Origin of the sequence: Kribbella sp. (assembly GCF_035655035.1) — a bacterium.
Taxonomy (GTDB): domain Bacteria; phylum Actinomycetota; class Actinomycetes; order Propionibacteriales; family Kribbellaceae; genus Kribbella.
The window spans coordinates 1-15,139 of record NZ_DASRVN010000518.1 but is presented as its reverse complement, the minus strand read 5'-3'; the positions used below and the strand labels follow the sequence as shown (position 1 = coordinate 15,139).

Here is a 15,139-nt window from a genome sequence, read left to right as displayed (position 1 = left end):
CCGATGCGCCGGGCACCGTTGCGCCAGGGACGGTTGCGCTGGGCGCGGTTGCGCTGGGCGCGGTTGCGCCAGGCACGGTTGCGCCACGGACGGTTGCGCCACGGACGGTTGCGCCAGGGACGGTTGCGCCGGGCGCGGTTGCGCCAGGGACGGTTGCGCCGGGCGCGGTTGCGCCAGGGACGGTTGCGCCGGGCGCGGTTGCGCTGGGCGCGGTTGCGCTGGGCGCGATCGACGAGAGCATGGTCATGGGGTTTGTCCTTTGAGGGGGCGGACGTCCGCGAGGGGTGTCAGGGTGTGGCCGGAGCGGAGTTGGAAGGCTTCGTGGGTCTGGTCGACCGTCGGGGTGTCGCGGGCGGCCAGGTCGGCGAGCGTCCAGGCGAGGCGAACCACTCGGTCGAAGCCGCGAGCGGTCAGGCGCCCGGCCGTGTAGTGCGATTCGAGGAGACGCTGGCTGGCGTCGTCGAGGGGATACTCACGACGCATGACCGGGCCGGGGATCTCGCTGTTCAAGGTCCAGGCCGTGCTGCGGTAGCGATGTGTCTGCCGGTCGCGGGCGGCTTGGACACGGGCCGCGACCACGGCGGTCGACTCGGCCCGCTCGCCGGTGGCGGTCGTGCGCGCCGCGGGCAGGATCTGGCGCTGGATGTCCAGGCGGTCCTTGATCGGGCCGCTGATCCGCTGCCGATAGCGCGCGAGGACCTGCGGAGTGCAGTTGCAGACGCCCTGCTCGGTGCCGGCGAGCCCGCACGGGCACGGATTCGCCGCCAGCACCAGCATGAAGCGCGCCGGGAACTTGGCGACCGCCGCCGCCCGATGGACCTCGACGAAACCGGACTCGAGTGGTTGTCGCAGCGTGTCGAGCGTCAGCGGATGCATCTCCGGTGCCTCGTCGATGAACAGGATGCCCCGGTGCGCGCAGCTGATCGCGCCCGGGCGCGGGACGCCTGACCCGCCGCCGACCAGGCTGGCCAGCGAGGCCGTGTGGTGCGGCGCGATGAACGGCGGCCGCACCACCAGCTCGGCGTCGTTGGTGAGCAGCCCGGCAAGCGAGTGCACCGCGGAGACTTCGAGCGAGTCGTCGGTGCTGAGCTCGGGCATCAAGCCGGCGAGCCGCTCGGCGAGCATCGTCTTGCCCGAGCCCGGCGGCCCGTGCAGGAACAGGTGATGACCGCCCGCCGCCGCGGCCTCGATCGCCCGGCGGCCCTCGTGCTGCCCGATGATGTCCTCGAGGTCGACCGCCGGGACCCGGATCAGCGACTCCGACACCAGGCGCGGCTCGGCGCGTGGCGGTGCCTCCTCCGGCACCTCGACCCCGCGTAACAGCGCCAGCACCTGACGGAGCGAGCGAGCGCCGTACACCTGGATGCCGGGCACGAGGCGGGCTTCGCCGACGTTCAGATCCGGGACGACGATGCGGTCGAAGCCGGCGCGGGATGCCGCGAGAGTCATCGCCAGCGCGCCGCGGACCTCACGGATCCGGCCGTCGAGGCCGAGCTCGCCGATGATCGCCGTCCGGCGGAGGACGTCCGGGTCGACCGCACCGGCGGCAGTGAGCAGTGACAGCGCGATCGCGACGTCGTAGTGCGAGCCCGTCTTCGGCAGGGTGGCCGGTGACAGGCCGATCGTGACCTTGCGGTCGGGGAACCGCTCGCCGCTGTTCACCACCGCGGCGCGGACGCGGTCGCGAGCCTCGGACAGCGACGCGTCCGGAAGGCCGATCAGCGTCGTCTTCGGTAAGCCCTGGGCGATGTCGGTCTCGACCTCGACGAGGTGACCTTCCAGCCCGACCAGCGCGACCGACCATGTCTGTGCGAGCGCCATCAGACCGCACCTCGCAGGTGGTCGACCCGGGGCGGCGTGCTGTCGTTGAACAGGATCGAGATGACGTCGATCCGGATCTCCGCCGGTCTGAGCTCATGCGTCTGCAGCCAGCGGCCGGCCAGCCTGCGCAGCGTCGCCAGCTTCCGGTAGGTGATCGACTCCGCCGGACTGCCGTAGTTCAGCCCGCGGCGGGTCTTCACCTCGCAGACCACGAGGGTGCCGCCCTCGCGCGCCACGATGTCGATCTCGCCGAACTCGCAGCGCCAGTTGCGCTCGAGCACGGCGAAACCGGCTTCGCTCAGATACCTCGCGGCGAGATCCTCGCCGTACCGTCCGACGGTGTTCTTGGTCCGCATCGATGACCACCTCCGGCAGAGAAGATGCCGGGATCGGGCCTCGAAAACGGGGCTACTTCAAACCTGTGGACAACCAGGGGCTCAGCGGCCGAAGTCGGAGTCCTTCGGAACCTCGAGGTCGGACTTGGCCAGTTCTTCGATGTTGACGTCGCGGAAGGTCACTACCTTGGCGTTCTTCACGAAGCGGGCGGAGCGGTAGACGTCCCAGACCCAGGCGTCGGCCATCGTGACCTCGAAGTACACGTCGCCGCCCTCGGTGCGGACCTTCAGGTCGACCGCGTTGCACAGATAGAAGCGCCGCTCGGTCTCGACGACGTACTTGAAGATCCCGACGACGTCCTTGTACTCCCGATAGAGCTGAAGCTCCATATCGGTCTCATACTTCTCAAGGTCGTCAGCACTCATGCCTCCACCTCGCTGCGCTCGGTTCCGGCATGAGCGCTGGGGGCAGCTCCATTGATGGTTCGCTCGCTACGCTCGCTCACGGTCAGGCTCTCCACTCCGGTGGGACTGGTGACATTCTGTCCCATGTCGGGCCGCAGACTGCGGCGGACATTCTCGAACCGCCGTCGATGTTCTGGGCACGGGCCGTATTCGTCCAGTGCCGCCTGGTGTTCCGGGGTGCAGTAACCCTTGTGGATCCCGAACCCGTACTGCGGGTACTCCTTGTCCCAGTGCTCCATCACCCGGTCGCGGGTCACCTTGGCGATCACGGACGCCGCTGCGATGCAAGCCGCCACGCGGTCGCCCTTCCAGATCGCCAGGCCGGGTACGCCGAGGCCGTCGACGCCGAAGCCGTCGGTGAGCACGTACGACGGGCGCACGTCCAGGCGGAACAGTGCCCGGCGGAGGGCCTCCACGTTCGCCACGTGCATGCCGAGCCGGTCGCACTCGGCCGCCTCGATCGACACCACCGACCAGGCGAGAGCGCGGTCGCGGACCTCGTCGTAGCAGCGCTCGCGGGCCTTCGCGGTGAGTAGCTTCGAGTCCGCCAGGCCCGGGACCTGGCCGCGTTTGCCGTCCGGCAGGATCACGGCGGCCGCCACCAGCGGGCCCGCGCACGGTCCGCGACCGGCTTCGTCGACTCCGGCGATCGGGTCCAGGCCGACGCGGCGTAGCGCCCGCTCGTACCCGTACAGCCCGGCGTCCCGTCGTACCGTGCTTCCGCGCGGCAGCGCGCTCATCCAACCCTCCGCATCACACGACTTACCCTAGGCGCCAAGGGGGACAGAACGTCACTTGGGCGGTGGCGTCAGCGAGATCGAGGGTTTGTCCGGCGCGGGGCCGGGAGCCGGCACCGACTTGAACGTGTCGGGGACGCCGAGTTTGGCCCAGCGGTTGGCCGGCCAGACGATCGCGATCGCCCGTCCGGTGACCTTGTCGAGCGGTACGAAGGCCGCGTCGCCCTGGTTGCCGCCGTTCGCGTCCAGGTCCTGCAGGTGCACGCGGGAGTCGCCGGAGGCGGACCGGTGGTCACCCATCACGAAGATCCGGCCGGCCGGGACCGTGACCTGGAAATCCATCTGGGACGGGGCATCTCCGGGATACAGGTAACTGGTCTCGTCCAGTGGCTGGCCGTTCACCAGGATCCGGCCCTTGGCGTCGCAGCAGGCGACCTTGTCGCCCGGCATGCCGATCAGGCGCTTGATCAGGTGACCGTGGCTGGAGTCCGGCAGCAGGCCGACGAGCTCGAAGAACCGGCCGATCGTGCCGCGCTTCTGTCCGCTCTCCTCCTGGCCCAGCCAGCCGCCCGGATCCTCGAAGACGATCACGTCACCGCGCTTGACGTCGGTGAGCTTCTCGACCACGACCCGGTCACCGACCAGCAGGGTGTTCTGCATCGACTCGCTGGGGATGATGAACATCTGCCCGACGAACGCACGCAGGATCGAGGAGACGATCAGCGCGCCGACCACGATCAGCACGAACTCGCGAGTGGCGGCCGCGAACCCCGAACGATGGGGGGGTTTGGTGTCCTTGGCGTCCGTCTTGGTCGGTGTATCGGTCACTTCTTCAGCCCCGGCTTCTTGAAGGTATCCGGAGGACGCAGCATCGTCATCCGGTCAGACGGCCAGATTACGCAACAGGCCCGGCCAACCACGTTTTCGACCGGTACGAATCCGCCGCCAGGCCCGCCCATGTGCGCGCGGGAGTCGGCCGATTGGGCCCGGTTGTCCCCCATCACCCACAGATGCCCGGCTGGGACCAGCACACTGAACGGTATCTCCGAGGGCTTGGCGTCCTTCAGCAGGTACTCCCGCTCGTCGAGCGCGATGCCGTTGACGGTGATCTGGCCCTGCTTGTTGCAGCAGACCACCCGGTCGCCGCCGATGCCGATCACCCGCTTCACCAGGTGACCTTCGCCACTGCGCGGCAGGATGCCGACGAACTCGCCGATCCGGCGCAGGGTGCCCGGCTGGGTCGGCGCCTCGTTCAGCCAGTTGGCGGGGTCCTTGAAGACGATGATGTCACCGCGCTGGACGTCGCGGTGCATGTAGCTGATCTTCTCGGCGAGGATCCGGTCGTCCTTGGTCAGTGTGTCGTACATCGACTCCGACGGGACGTAGAACGCCTCGGCGACGAACAGCCGGAGGATCACCGTGATGACGAGCGCGAGCACCGTGACGGTGCTCATCTCGACGAGCAGGCTGAGCAGCGGGTTGCGCTGCTTCAGCCTGCGATGCCGTCCTTTGCTGCGACGTGCCCTCTTGGATACCGGGCGAGTGCGAGCGCGAGTCGCAGTGCTCGGCGCCATCGGTGACCGTCGTCGTTACGCGGCGTCAGGAGGCCGGTACTTCGCGCTTCTCCTTGATCTTCGCCGCCTTACCGCGCAGCTCGCGCAGGTAGTACAGCTTGGCGCGGCGGACGTCGCCGCGGGTGACGACCTCGATCTTGTCGACGATCGGGGTGTGCAGCGGGAAGGTCCGCTCGACGCCGACGCCGAAGCTGACCTTGCGGACCGTGAAGGTCTCCTGCAGGCCACCACCCTGGCGGCGGATCACGACACCCTTGAACACCTGGACGCGGGACCGGTTACCTTCGACGACCTTCACGTGCACGTTCACGGTGTCACCGGCGCGGAAGGCCGGGATGTCGTCGCGCTTGCTCGCATTGTCGAGCTCGTTCAGGATGTTGCTCATCAGGTGTCTCTTCCTCGCGCGTGCCACAGGTCACCCACGAATCTCGGTGGTGATGAAGTCATCAGAAGGCTGCCGGTCGGTGGTCACCCCCTGTGGCAGGAGCACCGAAGGGCAGCAGCAGACAATCTTGCCACACGCCCCACACCGTGACGAAATCAGCCGGGATGCGCTACTTACGGCGACGGCGCTTCGCGAGGTGGACCAGGTCGACCTTCGGCGTCTGCGCCTCCCGGGCGGTCTCCCGGTACCCCGCCTTCCGGTAGAGGGTGAGGTTGCGGTCACTCTGCGCACCGGTGTTCAGCGCGTACGACGTGACCTCGGCCGGCGCGAGCTGTTCGGCGGCGCGGAGCAGGCGGGCGCCGAGTCCACGGCCTTGCCAGTCCGGAGCGACGACGAGGCGCTCGATCCGGCCGACCGTGCCGTCGACGGTCAGCTGGACGGAGCCGACGATCCGGGCGCCGGCGACTGCCTTCAGGACGGTGGAGCGCTCCAGGCGGGCCGCCGTGTCCGCGACGTCTGCGGTGAGGGGCGGGATGGTGTAGTCGTCGTACAGGCGGGCCTCGGACAGGAAACCGGCCAACTGAAGCACGTGGAGCTCGCCGACATCGGCGGCGGTCGCGGGGAGCACGCGGACGGAGGCTGTGTCGTCCTTGTCCGCCAGTACGTCGCCCCACGCCGCCAGGAGGTCCGGCCGGCGCTCCGCGGTACGGCGTACCGACTCCTCGTGGCGCCAGTCCGCGATCAGGCCGTGGTTCCCGGACAGCAGGACCTCCGGTACGTCGTGCCCGCGCCACGCCGGTGGCTTCGTGTAGACGGGGTACTCGAGCAGGCCGTCGCCCGAGTGCGACTCCTCCGCCAGGGACTCCGGGTTGCCGATCACGCCGGGCAGCAGGCGGGCCACGGCCTCGACCATCACGAGTACGGCGACCTCACCGCCGTTCAACACGTAGTCGCCGATGGACACCTCGTCGACGCGCATCCGTTCGGCCGCGTACGACGCCACGCGCGCGTCGATGCCCTCGTACCGCCCGCAGGCGAACGCGAGCCAGGGCTCGGCAGCGAGCTCGTAGGCGAGTTCTTGGGTGAACGGACGCCCAGCCGGCGTTGGGATGATCAGCCTGGGCTGCGTGGGGCCGTCCACAGGCGCCAGGGCGTCCAGGGCCTGGCCCCACGGCTCGGGCTTCATCACCATGCCGGCTCCCCCGCCGTACGGGGTGTCGTCGACGGTGCGGTGCCGGTCGTGGGTCCAGTCGCGCAGGTCGTGCAGGTGGACGTCCAGCAGGCCGCTCTTGGCCGCCTTGCCGACCAGGGAGACGTCCAGGGCCGCCAGGTACTCCGGGAAGATCGTGACGACGTCAAGCCTCATCGGTCGGGACCACCTCGGCGCCGTCCGGGTCCAGCAGGCCGGGGCGGTCGGCCACGACGACGTACCGCTTGTCGACGTTGATCTCCGGGACCAGCTCCTCGACGAGCGGGACCAGCACCAGGTTTCCCGCGGTACGGCGGATCTCCAGGAGGTCCTGCGACGGCAGGTGGACGATGTCGTTGACCTCGCCGACCTCGGCGCCGTCGGTGGTCCGCACCGTGAGGCCGACCAGCTCGCGGTCGTAGTACTCCTCGGGGTCCTCCGGGCGCTCGTCCTCGTCGATCTCCGCCTGGACGAACAGGTTCCGCAGCTGCTCCGCGGCGGTCCGGTCCGGCACCTCGGCGAACTTCACCAGCAGCCGCCCGCTGTGCCAGCGGCTCGCGGCCACGGTCAGGGTCCGGGACACCTTGGCGTCCGTCACGACCACCGCACCGTCGGCGAACCGCCGGTCCGGCTCGTCGGTCCGTACGTCGATCCCGACCTCGCCCTTGATCCCGTGCGCCCGGCCGATCCGCCCGACTGTCACCAGCACCTGCACAACTCCTTTGTACGAGACGAAGGGCCGCACCCGTGGTTCGGGGCGGCCCTTCGGATGGACTGCTGAGGTCAGCGGCGCGGGCGCCGGTTGAACTCGTCGACGAAGTCGATGCGCAGCGAGGACTCGGAGCTGAGGGCGCCGACGACGGTGCGGATCGCGGTGGCGGTCCGGCCGTTGCGGCCGATCACCTTGCCGATGTCGTCGGGGTGGACGTGCACCTCGAGGGTGCGTCCGCGCCGCAGGTTCCGGGCCCGGACGCTGACGTCGTCGGGGTTGTCCACGATGCCTCGGACCAGGTGCTCGAGCGCCTCGGTCTCCATCATCGTCAGGCCTCGGTGGTCTCGGCCGCAGCCTCGTCGGCCTTCGGCGCCTCGTCCGCCTTCGGCGTCTCCTCGGCCTTCGGGGCCTCGGCGGCGTCGTCCTTCTTCTCAGCCTTCTTCGCCGTCTTCTTGGCGGTGACGGCCTCGGTCTTCAGCGAGCCGTGGGCCTCGGCCAGCGCCTCGTTGAAGATCTCCTGCTTGTCCCGCTTCGGCTCGGCGACACGCAGCGGCGCCGGGGCCTCCAGGCCCTTGAACTTCTGCCAGTCGCCGGAGGCCTTGAAGATCGCCTCGACGGCCTCGCTCGGCTGCGCGCCGACGCCCAGCCAGTACTGCGCCCGCTCCGACTCGACGCGGATGAACGACGGCTCGGTCTTCGGGTTGTAGATCCCGATCTCCTCGATCGCCCGGCCGTCCCGCTTGGTGCGGGCGTCCATCACGACGATGCGGTAGTGCGGGGTGCGCTTCTTGCCGATGCGCTTCAAACGGATCTTGACTGCCACTTTCGGGTGGTCTCCCTTGGAAATTACATTTCTGGGTGAGCAGCACGTCCGCGTCGTGGGGACAACGCAGCGACACTCGATGGGCCGGCCGGGCAGTGGAGTTAGAGGGCTGCACGAAACCAGGACGGACTCAGCCTGACATTGTGCCAGATCCCGCACCCCGGATACCAATCGGACTCAGGCGCGGAGGTACCCGAGGTCCGGCAGGCTCTCGACGTACGCGTCCAGCAGCCGGCGCGCGATCGTCACGGAGTCCACCAACGGGTGCCAGGCGAGCGCCCGTACGGCGGCGTCCCGCGAGCCCGAGGTGGCAGCCTCAATGGTGGACCGCTCTACAGCCTTGACCGAACAAACGAGGCCGGCCTGGTGGTCGGTGAGCTGTGAGACCGTCACAGGCAGCGCACCGTTGGCGTCGACCGTGCACGGGATCTCCACGACCGCGTCGTCGTCCAGGTGGTGCAGGACGCCCCGGTTGCGGACGTTGAGGATCAGCGACGCCCGCTCGTTGTGCCCGATCGCCCGCATCAGCGACAGCGCGACCTGCTCGTAGCCGCCCGCCGCCATGTCGCGTTCGTCCCGCTCCCCCGCGTCCGCGACCTCACGGCTCTCCACCATGTACGTCGACTCGCGCTCGGCCCGGGTCTTCTGCCAGAGCTCGAACGCCTGCTCCGGGTGCTGCCCGGTCTCGGCGTAGAACGCCGACTGCTGGTCCAGCAGGAACGCCCCACGCGTCTGCCGGACGGCCTGTACGGCGGCCAGCGTCTCGCGCGCGAAGTAGTAGTAGTGCAGGTACTCGTTCGGGATCGAGCCGATCGAGCGCAGCCAGTCCGCGCCGAACAGGCGGCCCTCCTCGAAAGAACTCAGCGCATCGGACGACCGCAGCAGGTCGGGCAGCCGGTCGACGCCGTCGGACTTCAGGCTGCGCAGCCACCCCAGGTGGTTGAGACCGGCGTAGTCGTAGAAGGCCGTTGCCGGGTCGACGCCCAGTGCCAGCGCCGCACGCCGTCCCAGCCCCGACGGTGAGTCGCAGATCCCGATCACCCGATCGCCCAGGAACGGGGTCATCGCTTCGGTCACCATGCCCGCGGGGTTGGTGAAGTTGATGGTCCAGGCGTCCGGCGCGACCGCCGCGATGCGTTGGGCGATCTGCGTAGCGACCGGGATCGTGCGCAGCGCATAGGCGATGCCGCCGGCGCCGACGGTTTCCTGGCCGAGGACACCGAGGCCGAGGGCTACGCGCTCGTCGATGGTGCGGCCGGCGAGGCCGCCTACCCGGATGGCCGAGAAGATGAAGTCGGCACCGCGGAGCGCCTCGTCCAGATCGGTCGTCTCCGTCACCTTCGGAGGCTCGGACGCTGTTGCCGCCTGTTGGCGCAGTACGGCGCCGATCGCCGCCAGGCGGGTCCGGTCGGTGTCGTACAGCATCACGTCGGTGATCCGGCCCGGGCCGCGGTCGCCGAGCAAAGCGTGGTACACGAGCGGAACCCGGAACCCGCCCCCGCCGAGAATCGTCAGTCGCACAGCGACACCCCCTGGATCCGCCTGCTCACGCCAACACCACCTGGACTCCTGCCTCCGTCAGTTGGGCCCGGGTCGCCGCGTCGGCGTCGGGCTCGGTCACCACCATCGAGAGTTCCCCCGGCTCGCACACCCGGGCAACCCCGTGGCCGGGGAACTTGGTCCGGTCCGCGAGCAGCACGACCCGGTCCGCCGCGTTGATCATCGCCCGCTTCACCGGCACCTCGATCATCGTGCTGTCCATCACCCGGCCGTCGGGGCGGACCCCGCTGGTACCCAGGAAGAGCCAGTCGACGTGCAACTGCCGCAGGCTCTCCTCGGTCAGGTACCCGACCAGCGACCGGTAGCTGCGACGTACGAACCCGCCCAGCACGATCAGCTCGATCTGCTCGTCGTTCTCCAGCTCGTCCAGTACGGCGAGGTTGCTGGTGACGACCGTCAACGAGCGCCCGTGCAGGTGTTGCGCCATCCGGAGCGCCGTCGTACCGATGTCGAGCAGCACCGACTCGCCGTCGGTCACCAGCTCGGCGGCCCGGCGGGCGATCCGGTCCTTCTCCTCGGCGTGGACCGCGTTCACGTCCGCGAACGGCTCGTCGCCGCCGTCGACCGCGAGCGCGCCGCCGTACACCCGGGTCAACCGGCCCTCGGCGTGCAGCTGCTCGAGGTCGCGGCGAATCGTCGCCTCACTGACCCCGAGCTTCTCGGCGAGCACCTTCACGCCTCCGGCGCCGTCGGCCCGGAGGGCGCGGACGATCTGATCCTGTCGCTGCTTCGGCAACACACCCAGACCGTATCACGCAAACTCCGTCATTTTCAGTCAAACTTGTGAGCAGGTATTGCGGATTATGCGCACAAGTTCCAAGATTCATGCACGAGTTTGATCGACCATGCAGGAGTGTGGCTGCGGATGCGGGAAATGGACGTGGTGGTGTCCGGGCTGGTCTTCCAGGACCTGGTGCTCGGGCTGCCGACGGCGCCGCGGCCGGGGACCGAGGTATGGGCGACCGAGTCGCACGAAAGCCCCGGCGGGATCGCGAACTTCGCGGTCGCGCTCGCCCGGCTCGGGCTGCGGACCGGGATGGCCGCCGCGTTCGGGGCGGACGACCTCGGCGACCGGGTCTGGGCAGGCCTGAGCGCCGAGGGCATCGACCTCGGGCTGTCCCGCAAGCTGCCCGGCTGGGAGACGCCGCTCACCGTGGCCCTTGCCTATGACAACGACCGGGCCTTGGTCACCCGCGGCACCACTCCCCCGCTGTCCGCCGACGACCTGATCACCTCCGCGCCGCCCGCCCGCGCGGTCGCCGCCCACATCGGGCCATGGCCTAACGAGTGGCTGACCAAGGCGAAGGCGGCCGGCAGCACGGTCTTCGCGGACGTCGGCTGGGACCCGAGCGAGCAATGGGATCCCGCCGTACTCGACCAACTCGAGCACTGCGACGTGTTCCTGCCCAACGCCGACGAGGCGATGGCCTACACCCGTACGGCGTCCCCGGCCGCGGCACTGGAAGCCCTGGCGACCAAGGTGCCGCTGGTGGTCGTGTCGAACGGCGCCGCCGGTGCCATGGCGCTCGACGCGGCCAGCGGGCAGTACGTCGACGTACCGGCCTATCCGGTCCCGGCGGCGGACACCACCGGGGCGGGTGACGTGTTCGCCGCCGGCTTCATCGCCGGCACGCTCTGGGACCTGCCGCTGGAGCAGCGGGTCCGGTTCGCCGCGCTCACCGCGGCGATCTCGGTCACCCGGCTCGGCGGCGCGGACGCCGCGCCGCGCTGGGCCGACCTCGCGGCCTGGCAGGACGCGAACCCCGATGACCACCAACTGGAAGCGCTGATCAGCGCCCACTCAGGAAGGTAAACCATGGAGCTCTCACGTCGGACGCTGCTCGGGGGCTTCGCGGCCGTTGCGAGCGGGGTGGCCGGAAGCACGCTCGTCGGCTGCTCGTCCGGGATGAACAACGCCGGCGCGCCGGCCAAGAAGAACACCGCCACCGAGCTGACCTTCTGGTGCTGGCCCGGCGGCCTCGGCAAGTCCGTACTCGACGGCGCGATCGCGCACTTCCCGGACCCGAAGATCAAGTACTCCGAGATCGGCGGCGACTTCAAGCAGAAGCTCACCACCACGTTCAACGGCGGTACGTCGATCCCGGACATCACCGGGCTCAAGGGCGAGGACATCGCCTCGCTGCTGCCGCAGGCGGAGCGGTTCGTGGACCTGAAGACCGTCGGCGCGGACTCGGTGCTCGGCGACTACCTGGACTGGAAGGTCAAGCAGGCCACCACCCTGGACGGCAAGGTGATCGGGCTGCCGATCGACGTCGGCCCGACCGCGCTGTTCTACCGCGAGGACATCTTCGCGGCGGCCGGTCTGCCGAGCGACCCGGCCAAGGTCGCCGAGCAGCTGAAGACCTGGGACGACTTCTTCAACGCCGGTGTCCAGCTGAAGGCGAAGAACCCGAAGGCACCGATGGTCTGGGACGCCACCGACCTGTACGACATGGTCGTCGGGCAGGGCACCCAGCGGTACATCTCCAAGGACAACAAGTTCATCGGCGACCAGGACCACATCCGCAAGGCGTGGGACACCTCGGTGAAGGCGATGACGCTGAAGATCGACGGCAAGACGCCGAGCGGCATGCCGGACTGGAACGCCGGCCTCGACCAGGGCACGGTCCCGGCGCACATCGGTGCCGCGTGGGTGGCGCTGGACATCAAGTCCGCGGTGAAGAAGACGGCCGGCAAGTGGCGGCTGGCGCCGACGCCGGGCGGCCCGGCGAACTTCGGCGGCTCGTTCCTGGCGATCACCAAGAACGCCGCCGATCCGCAGAAGGCGTTCGACGTGATCAAGTACATGCTCAGCCCGGACAACGAGGCGAAGGCGTTCACCGACGCGCAGATCTTCCCGTCCACGCCGGCGGCGTACGACAAGCCGGAACTCAAGGCCAAGGACCCGTTCTTCGGCGGGCAGGTGCCGATCGACGTCTTCGGCCCGGCGGCGAAGGGGATCCCGGTCGCGTACCAGAGCCCGTTCGACGACTCGGTCGCGGCGCCGTTCCACGACGAGCTGAAGACCGTGCAGTCCGGCGCCAAGACGTCGGACGCGGCCTGGTCCTCGGCAGTGTCGAAGGCCAAGGCGATCGCCAAGCGGCAGGGGGTGCAGTGACCGCTACGGCGACAGTGCCCAGCCGTACCGCGACGGCCGCGGCTCCCCGCAAGCGGATCTGGTCGTACTGGCGGTTCTACTTGGCGCTGTCGCCGTTCTACATCCTGTTCGCGGTGTTCGGGCTGTACCCGATGCTGTCCACCATCGTGCTGGCCTTCCAGCGCTGGGACGGGATGAGCGCCCGCAAGTTCACCGGCCTCGGCAACTTCGCGTTCCTGGTGCAGGACCCGACGTACTGGCAGGCGCTCGAGAACACCGTCGTACTGTTCCTGATGTCGACGGTGCCGACGCTGGTGCTGGCCCTGCTGCTCGCGGTGATGCTGCAGTCCGCGGTCCGGTTCACGAACGTCTACCGGATCGCGTACTTCGTCCCGAACGTCACCTCGCTGGTCGCGATGGCGATCTTCTTCAGCTCGATCTTCAGCACGAACTTCGGCCTGGTGAACGCCGCGCTGCGCTCGCTCGGCATCCCGCAGCAGGACTGGCTCGGGCAGCCGTGGGGGATCAAGATCGCGATCTCCACGATGATCGTCTGGCAGTGGGTCGGGTACAACACCCTGATCTACCTGGCCGGTCTGCAGGCGATCCCGAAGGAGCAGTACGAGGCCGCCAAGGTGGACGGCGCCGGCGTGGTCCGGACGTTCTTCTCGATCACGCTGCCGCAGCTGCGTCCCGTCGTACTGTTCACGGTCATCATGTCGACGATCGGCGGCCTGCAGACGTTCACCGAGCCGCAGGTGATGGTCGGCAACAGCGGCGGCACCGGACAGAGCGGGATGACCGTCGTGCTGTTCTTCTACCGGGCCGCGTTCCTCGACAACGACTACGGGTACGCCGCCGCGATCGCGCTGAGCATCTTCGTACTGGTGTTGTTGTTCACGGCAATCAACTGGCGGATCTTCCGCGGACGGGGTGAGGACCGATGATCCGGAGCCGGCTGCGCGGGGTCGCGCTGCATGCCGTGCTGGTACTGGCGCTGCTGGTGTTCATGTTCCCGTTCGTGTGGACGATCATCATGGCGTCGAACACCACGGCCGACATCTACCGGTTCCCGCCGAAGTTCACGTTCGGCGGGCACTTCGGCGAGAACGTCCATCATGTGCTGGCCAACGTCGCGTTCTTCCAGTCGATGGCGAACACCGCGATCGTGGCGGTGTCGACGACGGCGCTGGTGCTGTTCTTCGCCTCGCTGGCCGCGTTCACGTTCGCGAAGTTCCGGTTCCCGGGGCGGAACGCGTTGTTCGTGATCCTGCTCGCGACGATGCTGCTGCCGGCGCAGCTGGCCGCCGTACCGCAGTTCCAGACGATGGCGATCCTCGGCTGGGTCGGTTCGCTGAAGGCGCTGATCATTCCCGGCGCCGCGAACGCGTTCGGGATCTTCTGGATGCGGCAGTACTTCCAGAACTCGATCCACAACGAGCTGGTCGAGGCGGCGACACTGGACGGCTGCGGATTCTTCGGTACGTACTGGCACGTGGCGCTGCCGTCGGCGCGACCGGCGCTGGCGTTCCTCGGCATCTTCACGTTCGTCGGATCCTGGAACGACTACATGTGGCCGCTGATCGTGCTCACCAACCCGGACCACCTGACACTGCAGGTCGCGCTGTCCACGCTGAACCGCGCGCACGGCGTCGACTACAGCATGGTGATGACCGGAGCCCTGCTCGCGATGATCCCGCTGGTGATCGTCTTCGCGATCTTCGCCCGCCAGTTCGTCAAGGGCGCGACCGAAGGCGCGGTCCGGGGATGAGTACGCCGACCACCAGCAGCACGGCACCCGCCAGGTAGAACACGAAGACCGGCACCGAGTGGCCCCGGGTCCACGTGGGTACGGCGCCGATCGTGCCGAGTACTGCGAGCGTCACAGCGGCAGTGGTGAGCCAGGAACGCATTCTGGCCTCCACTGCCGCCAGTGCGGACCAGGCCAGCGCAACCGCGACCAGTGCCTTCAGCAGGAACAGAGGCGTGACTGTCAGCAGCGAGTACCCGCTGGAGTCCGTGATGGACAGCCCCACGACCAGCAAGACGCCGCCTGTACCAACAAGCGCAGCCGGGGCGGGCGGCACCGGGTACAGCGGCCAGGTCTGACGCCTGGCTGCAGTCATGAGTGCGAAGACCATCAGTAGGCAGATCCCGGTCGTGACGGCCCACGCGGTGGTCTCGTCCGCGCTGATCCCACCGCCGAGGACGACGATCCCGTCCTCGAGCAGGGAGACCACACAGCCGGCGACGACCCCCAGTGCGACCGCGCCCGCCCACCGCGCCGCCAACGAAGCCGCGAGAGCGCCTACCGAGGCGAGCAGCGCCGGGTCGCTCCAGGTCCGGTAGAGGTACCAGCCGGTCGGGTCCGGGTCGTACCAGAGCTTCCGGGAGTCCGCGGTACCCGGCCAGTTCACCAGGACCAGAAGGACGGCTCCGAC

Annotated in this window: 18 protein-coding genes and 1 pseudogene; 5 read left to right on the top strand and 14 right to left on the bottom strand. The window is 68.9% G+C overall.

The annotated features are described in order from the left end of the window. Positions 1 to 3: 3 nt before the first annotated feature. Positions 4 to 213, top strand: a pseudogene (locus tag VFF46_RS40660) (pentapeptide repeat-containing protein); the annotation flags it as partial. A 30-nt stretch (positions 214 to 243) separates the two neighbouring features. On the opposite strand, the gene VFF46_RS28315 reads toward VFF46_RS40660, so the two are convergent. The 13 genes from VFF46_RS28315 to VFF46_RS28255 form a co-directional block, all read right to left on the bottom strand. Continuing rightward, positions 244 to 1,821: a YifB family Mg chelatase-like AAA ATPase gene (locus tag VFF46_RS28315; RefSeq protein WP_325040271.1), complete on the bottom strand. Its 1,578-nt coding sequence runs from the start codon at positions 1,819 to 1,821 to the stop codon at positions 244 to 246. Further along, positions 1,821 to 2,177, bottom strand: coding sequence for a YraN family protein (locus VFF46_RS28310; protein ID WP_325040270.1), 357 nt, complete (start codon positions 2,175 to 2,177; stop codon positions 1,821 to 1,823). Before VFF46_RS28310 ends, VFF46_RS28315 begins: the two co-directional genes overlap by 1 nt. Before the next feature lie 81 nt (positions 2,178 to 2,258). Next, positions 2,259 to 2,582, bottom strand: a complete 324-nt coding sequence (locus tag VFF46_RS28305) for a DUF2469 domain-containing protein (RefSeq protein ID WP_012922325.1) — start codon at positions 2,580 to 2,582, stop codon at positions 2,259 to 2,261. Next, entirely contained in the window at positions 2,579 to 3,361 is a 783-nt protein-coding gene (locus VFF46_RS28300) for a ribonuclease HII (RefSeq protein ID WP_325040269.1), read from the bottom strand. Before VFF46_RS28300 ends, VFF46_RS28305 begins: the two co-directional genes overlap by 4 nt. A 51-nt stretch (positions 3,362 to 3,412) precedes the next feature. Continuing rightward, positions 3,413 to 4,186 carry a signal peptidase I gene (lepB, locus tag VFF46_RS28295; RefSeq protein ID WP_325040268.1) on the bottom strand — a complete coding sequence of 258 codons (774 nt, stop codon included), beginning with the start codon at positions 4,184 to 4,186 and terminating at the stop codon, positions 3,413 to 3,415. Then, positions 4,183 to 4,812, bottom strand: a complete 630-nt coding sequence (gene lepB / locus VFF46_RS28290) for a signal peptidase I (RefSeq protein WP_325040267.1) — start codon at positions 4,810 to 4,812, stop codon at positions 4,183 to 4,185. Before lepB (VFF46_RS28290) ends, lepB (VFF46_RS28295) begins: the two co-directional genes overlap by 4 nt. 145 nt (positions 4,813 to 4,957) lie before the next feature. After that, on the bottom strand, positions 4,958 to 5,317 hold the full coding sequence (gene rplS / locus VFF46_RS28285; RefSeq protein ID WP_130387668.1) for a 50S ribosomal protein L19: 360 nt from the start codon (positions 5,315 to 5,317) through the stop codon (positions 4,958 to 4,960). Between the two features lie 169 nt (positions 5,318 to 5,486). Next, positions 5,487 to 6,683, bottom strand: coding sequence for a tRNA (guanosine(37)-N1)-methyltransferase TrmD (gene trmD / locus VFF46_RS28280; RefSeq protein WP_325040266.1), 1,197 nt, complete (start codon positions 6,681 to 6,683; stop codon positions 5,487 to 5,489). After that, the gene (gene rimM, locus VFF46_RS28275; protein WP_325040265.1) at positions 6,673 to 7,215 is read right to left on the bottom strand and encodes a ribosome maturation factor RimM; all 543 of its coding nucleotides are present in this window, start codon (positions 7,213 to 7,215) and stop codon (positions 6,673 to 6,675) included. Before rimM ends, trmD begins: the two co-directional genes overlap by 11 nt. Positions 7,216 to 7,289: 74 nt before the next feature. Next, positions 7,290 to 7,541, bottom strand: coding sequence for an RNA-binding protein (locus tag VFF46_RS28270; RefSeq protein WP_131292053.1), 252 nt, complete (start codon positions 7,539 to 7,541; stop codon positions 7,290 to 7,292). Between the two features lie 5 nt (positions 7,542 to 7,546). After that, on the bottom strand, positions 7,547 to 8,041 hold the full coding sequence (rpsP, locus tag VFF46_RS28265) for a 30S ribosomal protein S16 (protein ID WP_325040264.1): 495 nt from the start codon (positions 8,039 to 8,041) through the stop codon (positions 7,547 to 7,549). Between the two features lie 177 nt (positions 8,042 to 8,218). Continuing rightward, complete coding sequence (locus VFF46_RS28260; RefSeq protein WP_325040263.1) at positions 8,219 to 9,562, bottom strand: 6-phospho-beta-glucosidase; 1,344 nt, start codon at positions 9,560 to 9,562, stop codon at positions 8,219 to 8,221. Between the two features lie 25 nt (positions 9,563 to 9,587). After that, positions 9,588 to 10,340: a DeoR/GlpR family DNA-binding transcription regulator gene (locus VFF46_RS28255; RefSeq protein ID WP_325040262.1), complete on the bottom strand. Its 753-nt coding sequence runs from the start codon at positions 10,338 to 10,340 to the stop codon at positions 9,588 to 9,590. Positions 10,341 to 10,466: 126 nt separating this feature from the next. Here VFF46_RS28255 and VFF46_RS28250 point away from each other — a divergent pair, with 126 nt between their 5' ends. Genes VFF46_RS28250 through VFF46_RS28235 form a run of 4 tightly spaced genes read left to right on the top strand, consistent with a single transcriptional unit; the run spans position 10,467 to position 14,469 of the window. Further along, a complete protein-coding gene (locus tag VFF46_RS28250) occupies positions 10,467 to 11,414 on the top strand; it encodes a carbohydrate kinase family protein (RefSeq protein WP_325040261.1) in 948 nt (315 codons plus the stop codon). 3 nt (positions 11,415 to 11,417) lie between these two features. Beyond that, positions 11,418 to 12,719, top strand: coding sequence for an ABC transporter substrate-binding protein (locus tag VFF46_RS28245; RefSeq protein ID WP_325040260.1), 1,302 nt, complete (start codon positions 11,418 to 11,420; stop codon positions 12,717 to 12,719). Continuing rightward, the gene (locus VFF46_RS28240; protein ID WP_325040259.1) at positions 12,716 to 13,645 is read left to right on the top strand and encodes a sugar ABC transporter permease; all 930 of its coding nucleotides are present in this window, start codon (positions 12,716 to 12,718) and stop codon (positions 13,643 to 13,645) included. The genes VFF46_RS28245 and VFF46_RS28240 overlap by 4 nt, the downstream gene beginning before the upstream one ends. Continuing rightward, positions 13,642 to 14,469: a carbohydrate ABC transporter permease gene (locus VFF46_RS28235; protein WP_325040258.1), complete on the top strand. Its 828-nt coding sequence runs from the start codon at positions 13,642 to 13,644 to the stop codon at positions 14,467 to 14,469. Before VFF46_RS28240 ends, VFF46_RS28235 begins: the two co-directional genes overlap by 4 nt. Here VFF46_RS28235 and VFF46_RS28230 read toward each other — a convergent pair. Further along, a partial coding sequence (locus VFF46_RS28230; RefSeq protein ID WP_325040257.1) for a hypothetical protein occupies positions 14,435 to 15,139 on the bottom strand: 705 nt, incomplete at its 5' end. The genes VFF46_RS28235 and VFF46_RS28230 overlap by 35 nt on opposite strands.

Bases quoted from the DNA above. Each gene is read 5' to 3' on its own strand.
- VFF46_RS28270 (WP_131292053.1), bottom strand. From the start codon at position 7,541: ATGGAGACCGAGGCGCTCGAGCACCTGGTCCGAGGCATCGTGGACAAC.
- VFF46_RS28245 (WP_325040260.1), top strand. From the start codon at position 11,418: ATGGAGCTCTCACGTCGGACGCTGCTCGGGGGCTTCGCGGCCGTTGCG.
- VFF46_RS28235 (WP_325040258.1), top strand. From the start codon at position 13,642: ATGATCCGGAGCCGGCTGCGCGGGGTCGCGCTGCATGCCGTGCTGGTA.
- VFF46_RS28310 (WP_325040270.1), bottom strand. From the start codon at position 2,177: ATGCGGACCAAGAACACCGTCGGACGGTACGGCGAGGATCTCGCCGCG.
- VFF46_RS28250 (WP_325040261.1), top strand. From the start codon at position 10,467: ATGCGGGAAATGGACGTGGTGGTGTCCGGGCTGGTCTTCCAGGACCTG.
- VFF46_RS28315 (WP_325040271.1), bottom strand. From the start codon at position 1,821: ATGGCGCTCGCACAGACATGGTCGGTCGCGCTGGTCGGGCTGGAAGGT.
- rplS (WP_130387668.1), bottom strand. From the start codon at position 5,317: ATGAGCAACATCCTGAACGAGCTCGACAATGCGAGCAAGCGCGACGAC.
- VFF46_RS28300 (WP_325040269.1), bottom strand. From the start codon at position 3,361: ATGAGCGCGCTGCCGCGCGGAAGCACGGTACGACGGGACGCCGGGCTG.
- lepB (WP_325040267.1), bottom strand. From the start codon at position 4,812: ATGAGCACCGTCACGGTGCTCGCGCTCGTCATCACGGTGATCCTCCGG.
- trmD (WP_325040266.1), bottom strand. From the start codon at position 6,683: ATGAGGCTTGACGTCGTCACGATCTTCCCGGAGTACCTGGCGGCCCTG.
- VFF46_RS28305 (WP_012922325.1), bottom strand. From the start codon at position 2,582: ATGAGTGCTGACGACCTTGAGAAGTATGAGACCGATATGGAGCTTCAG.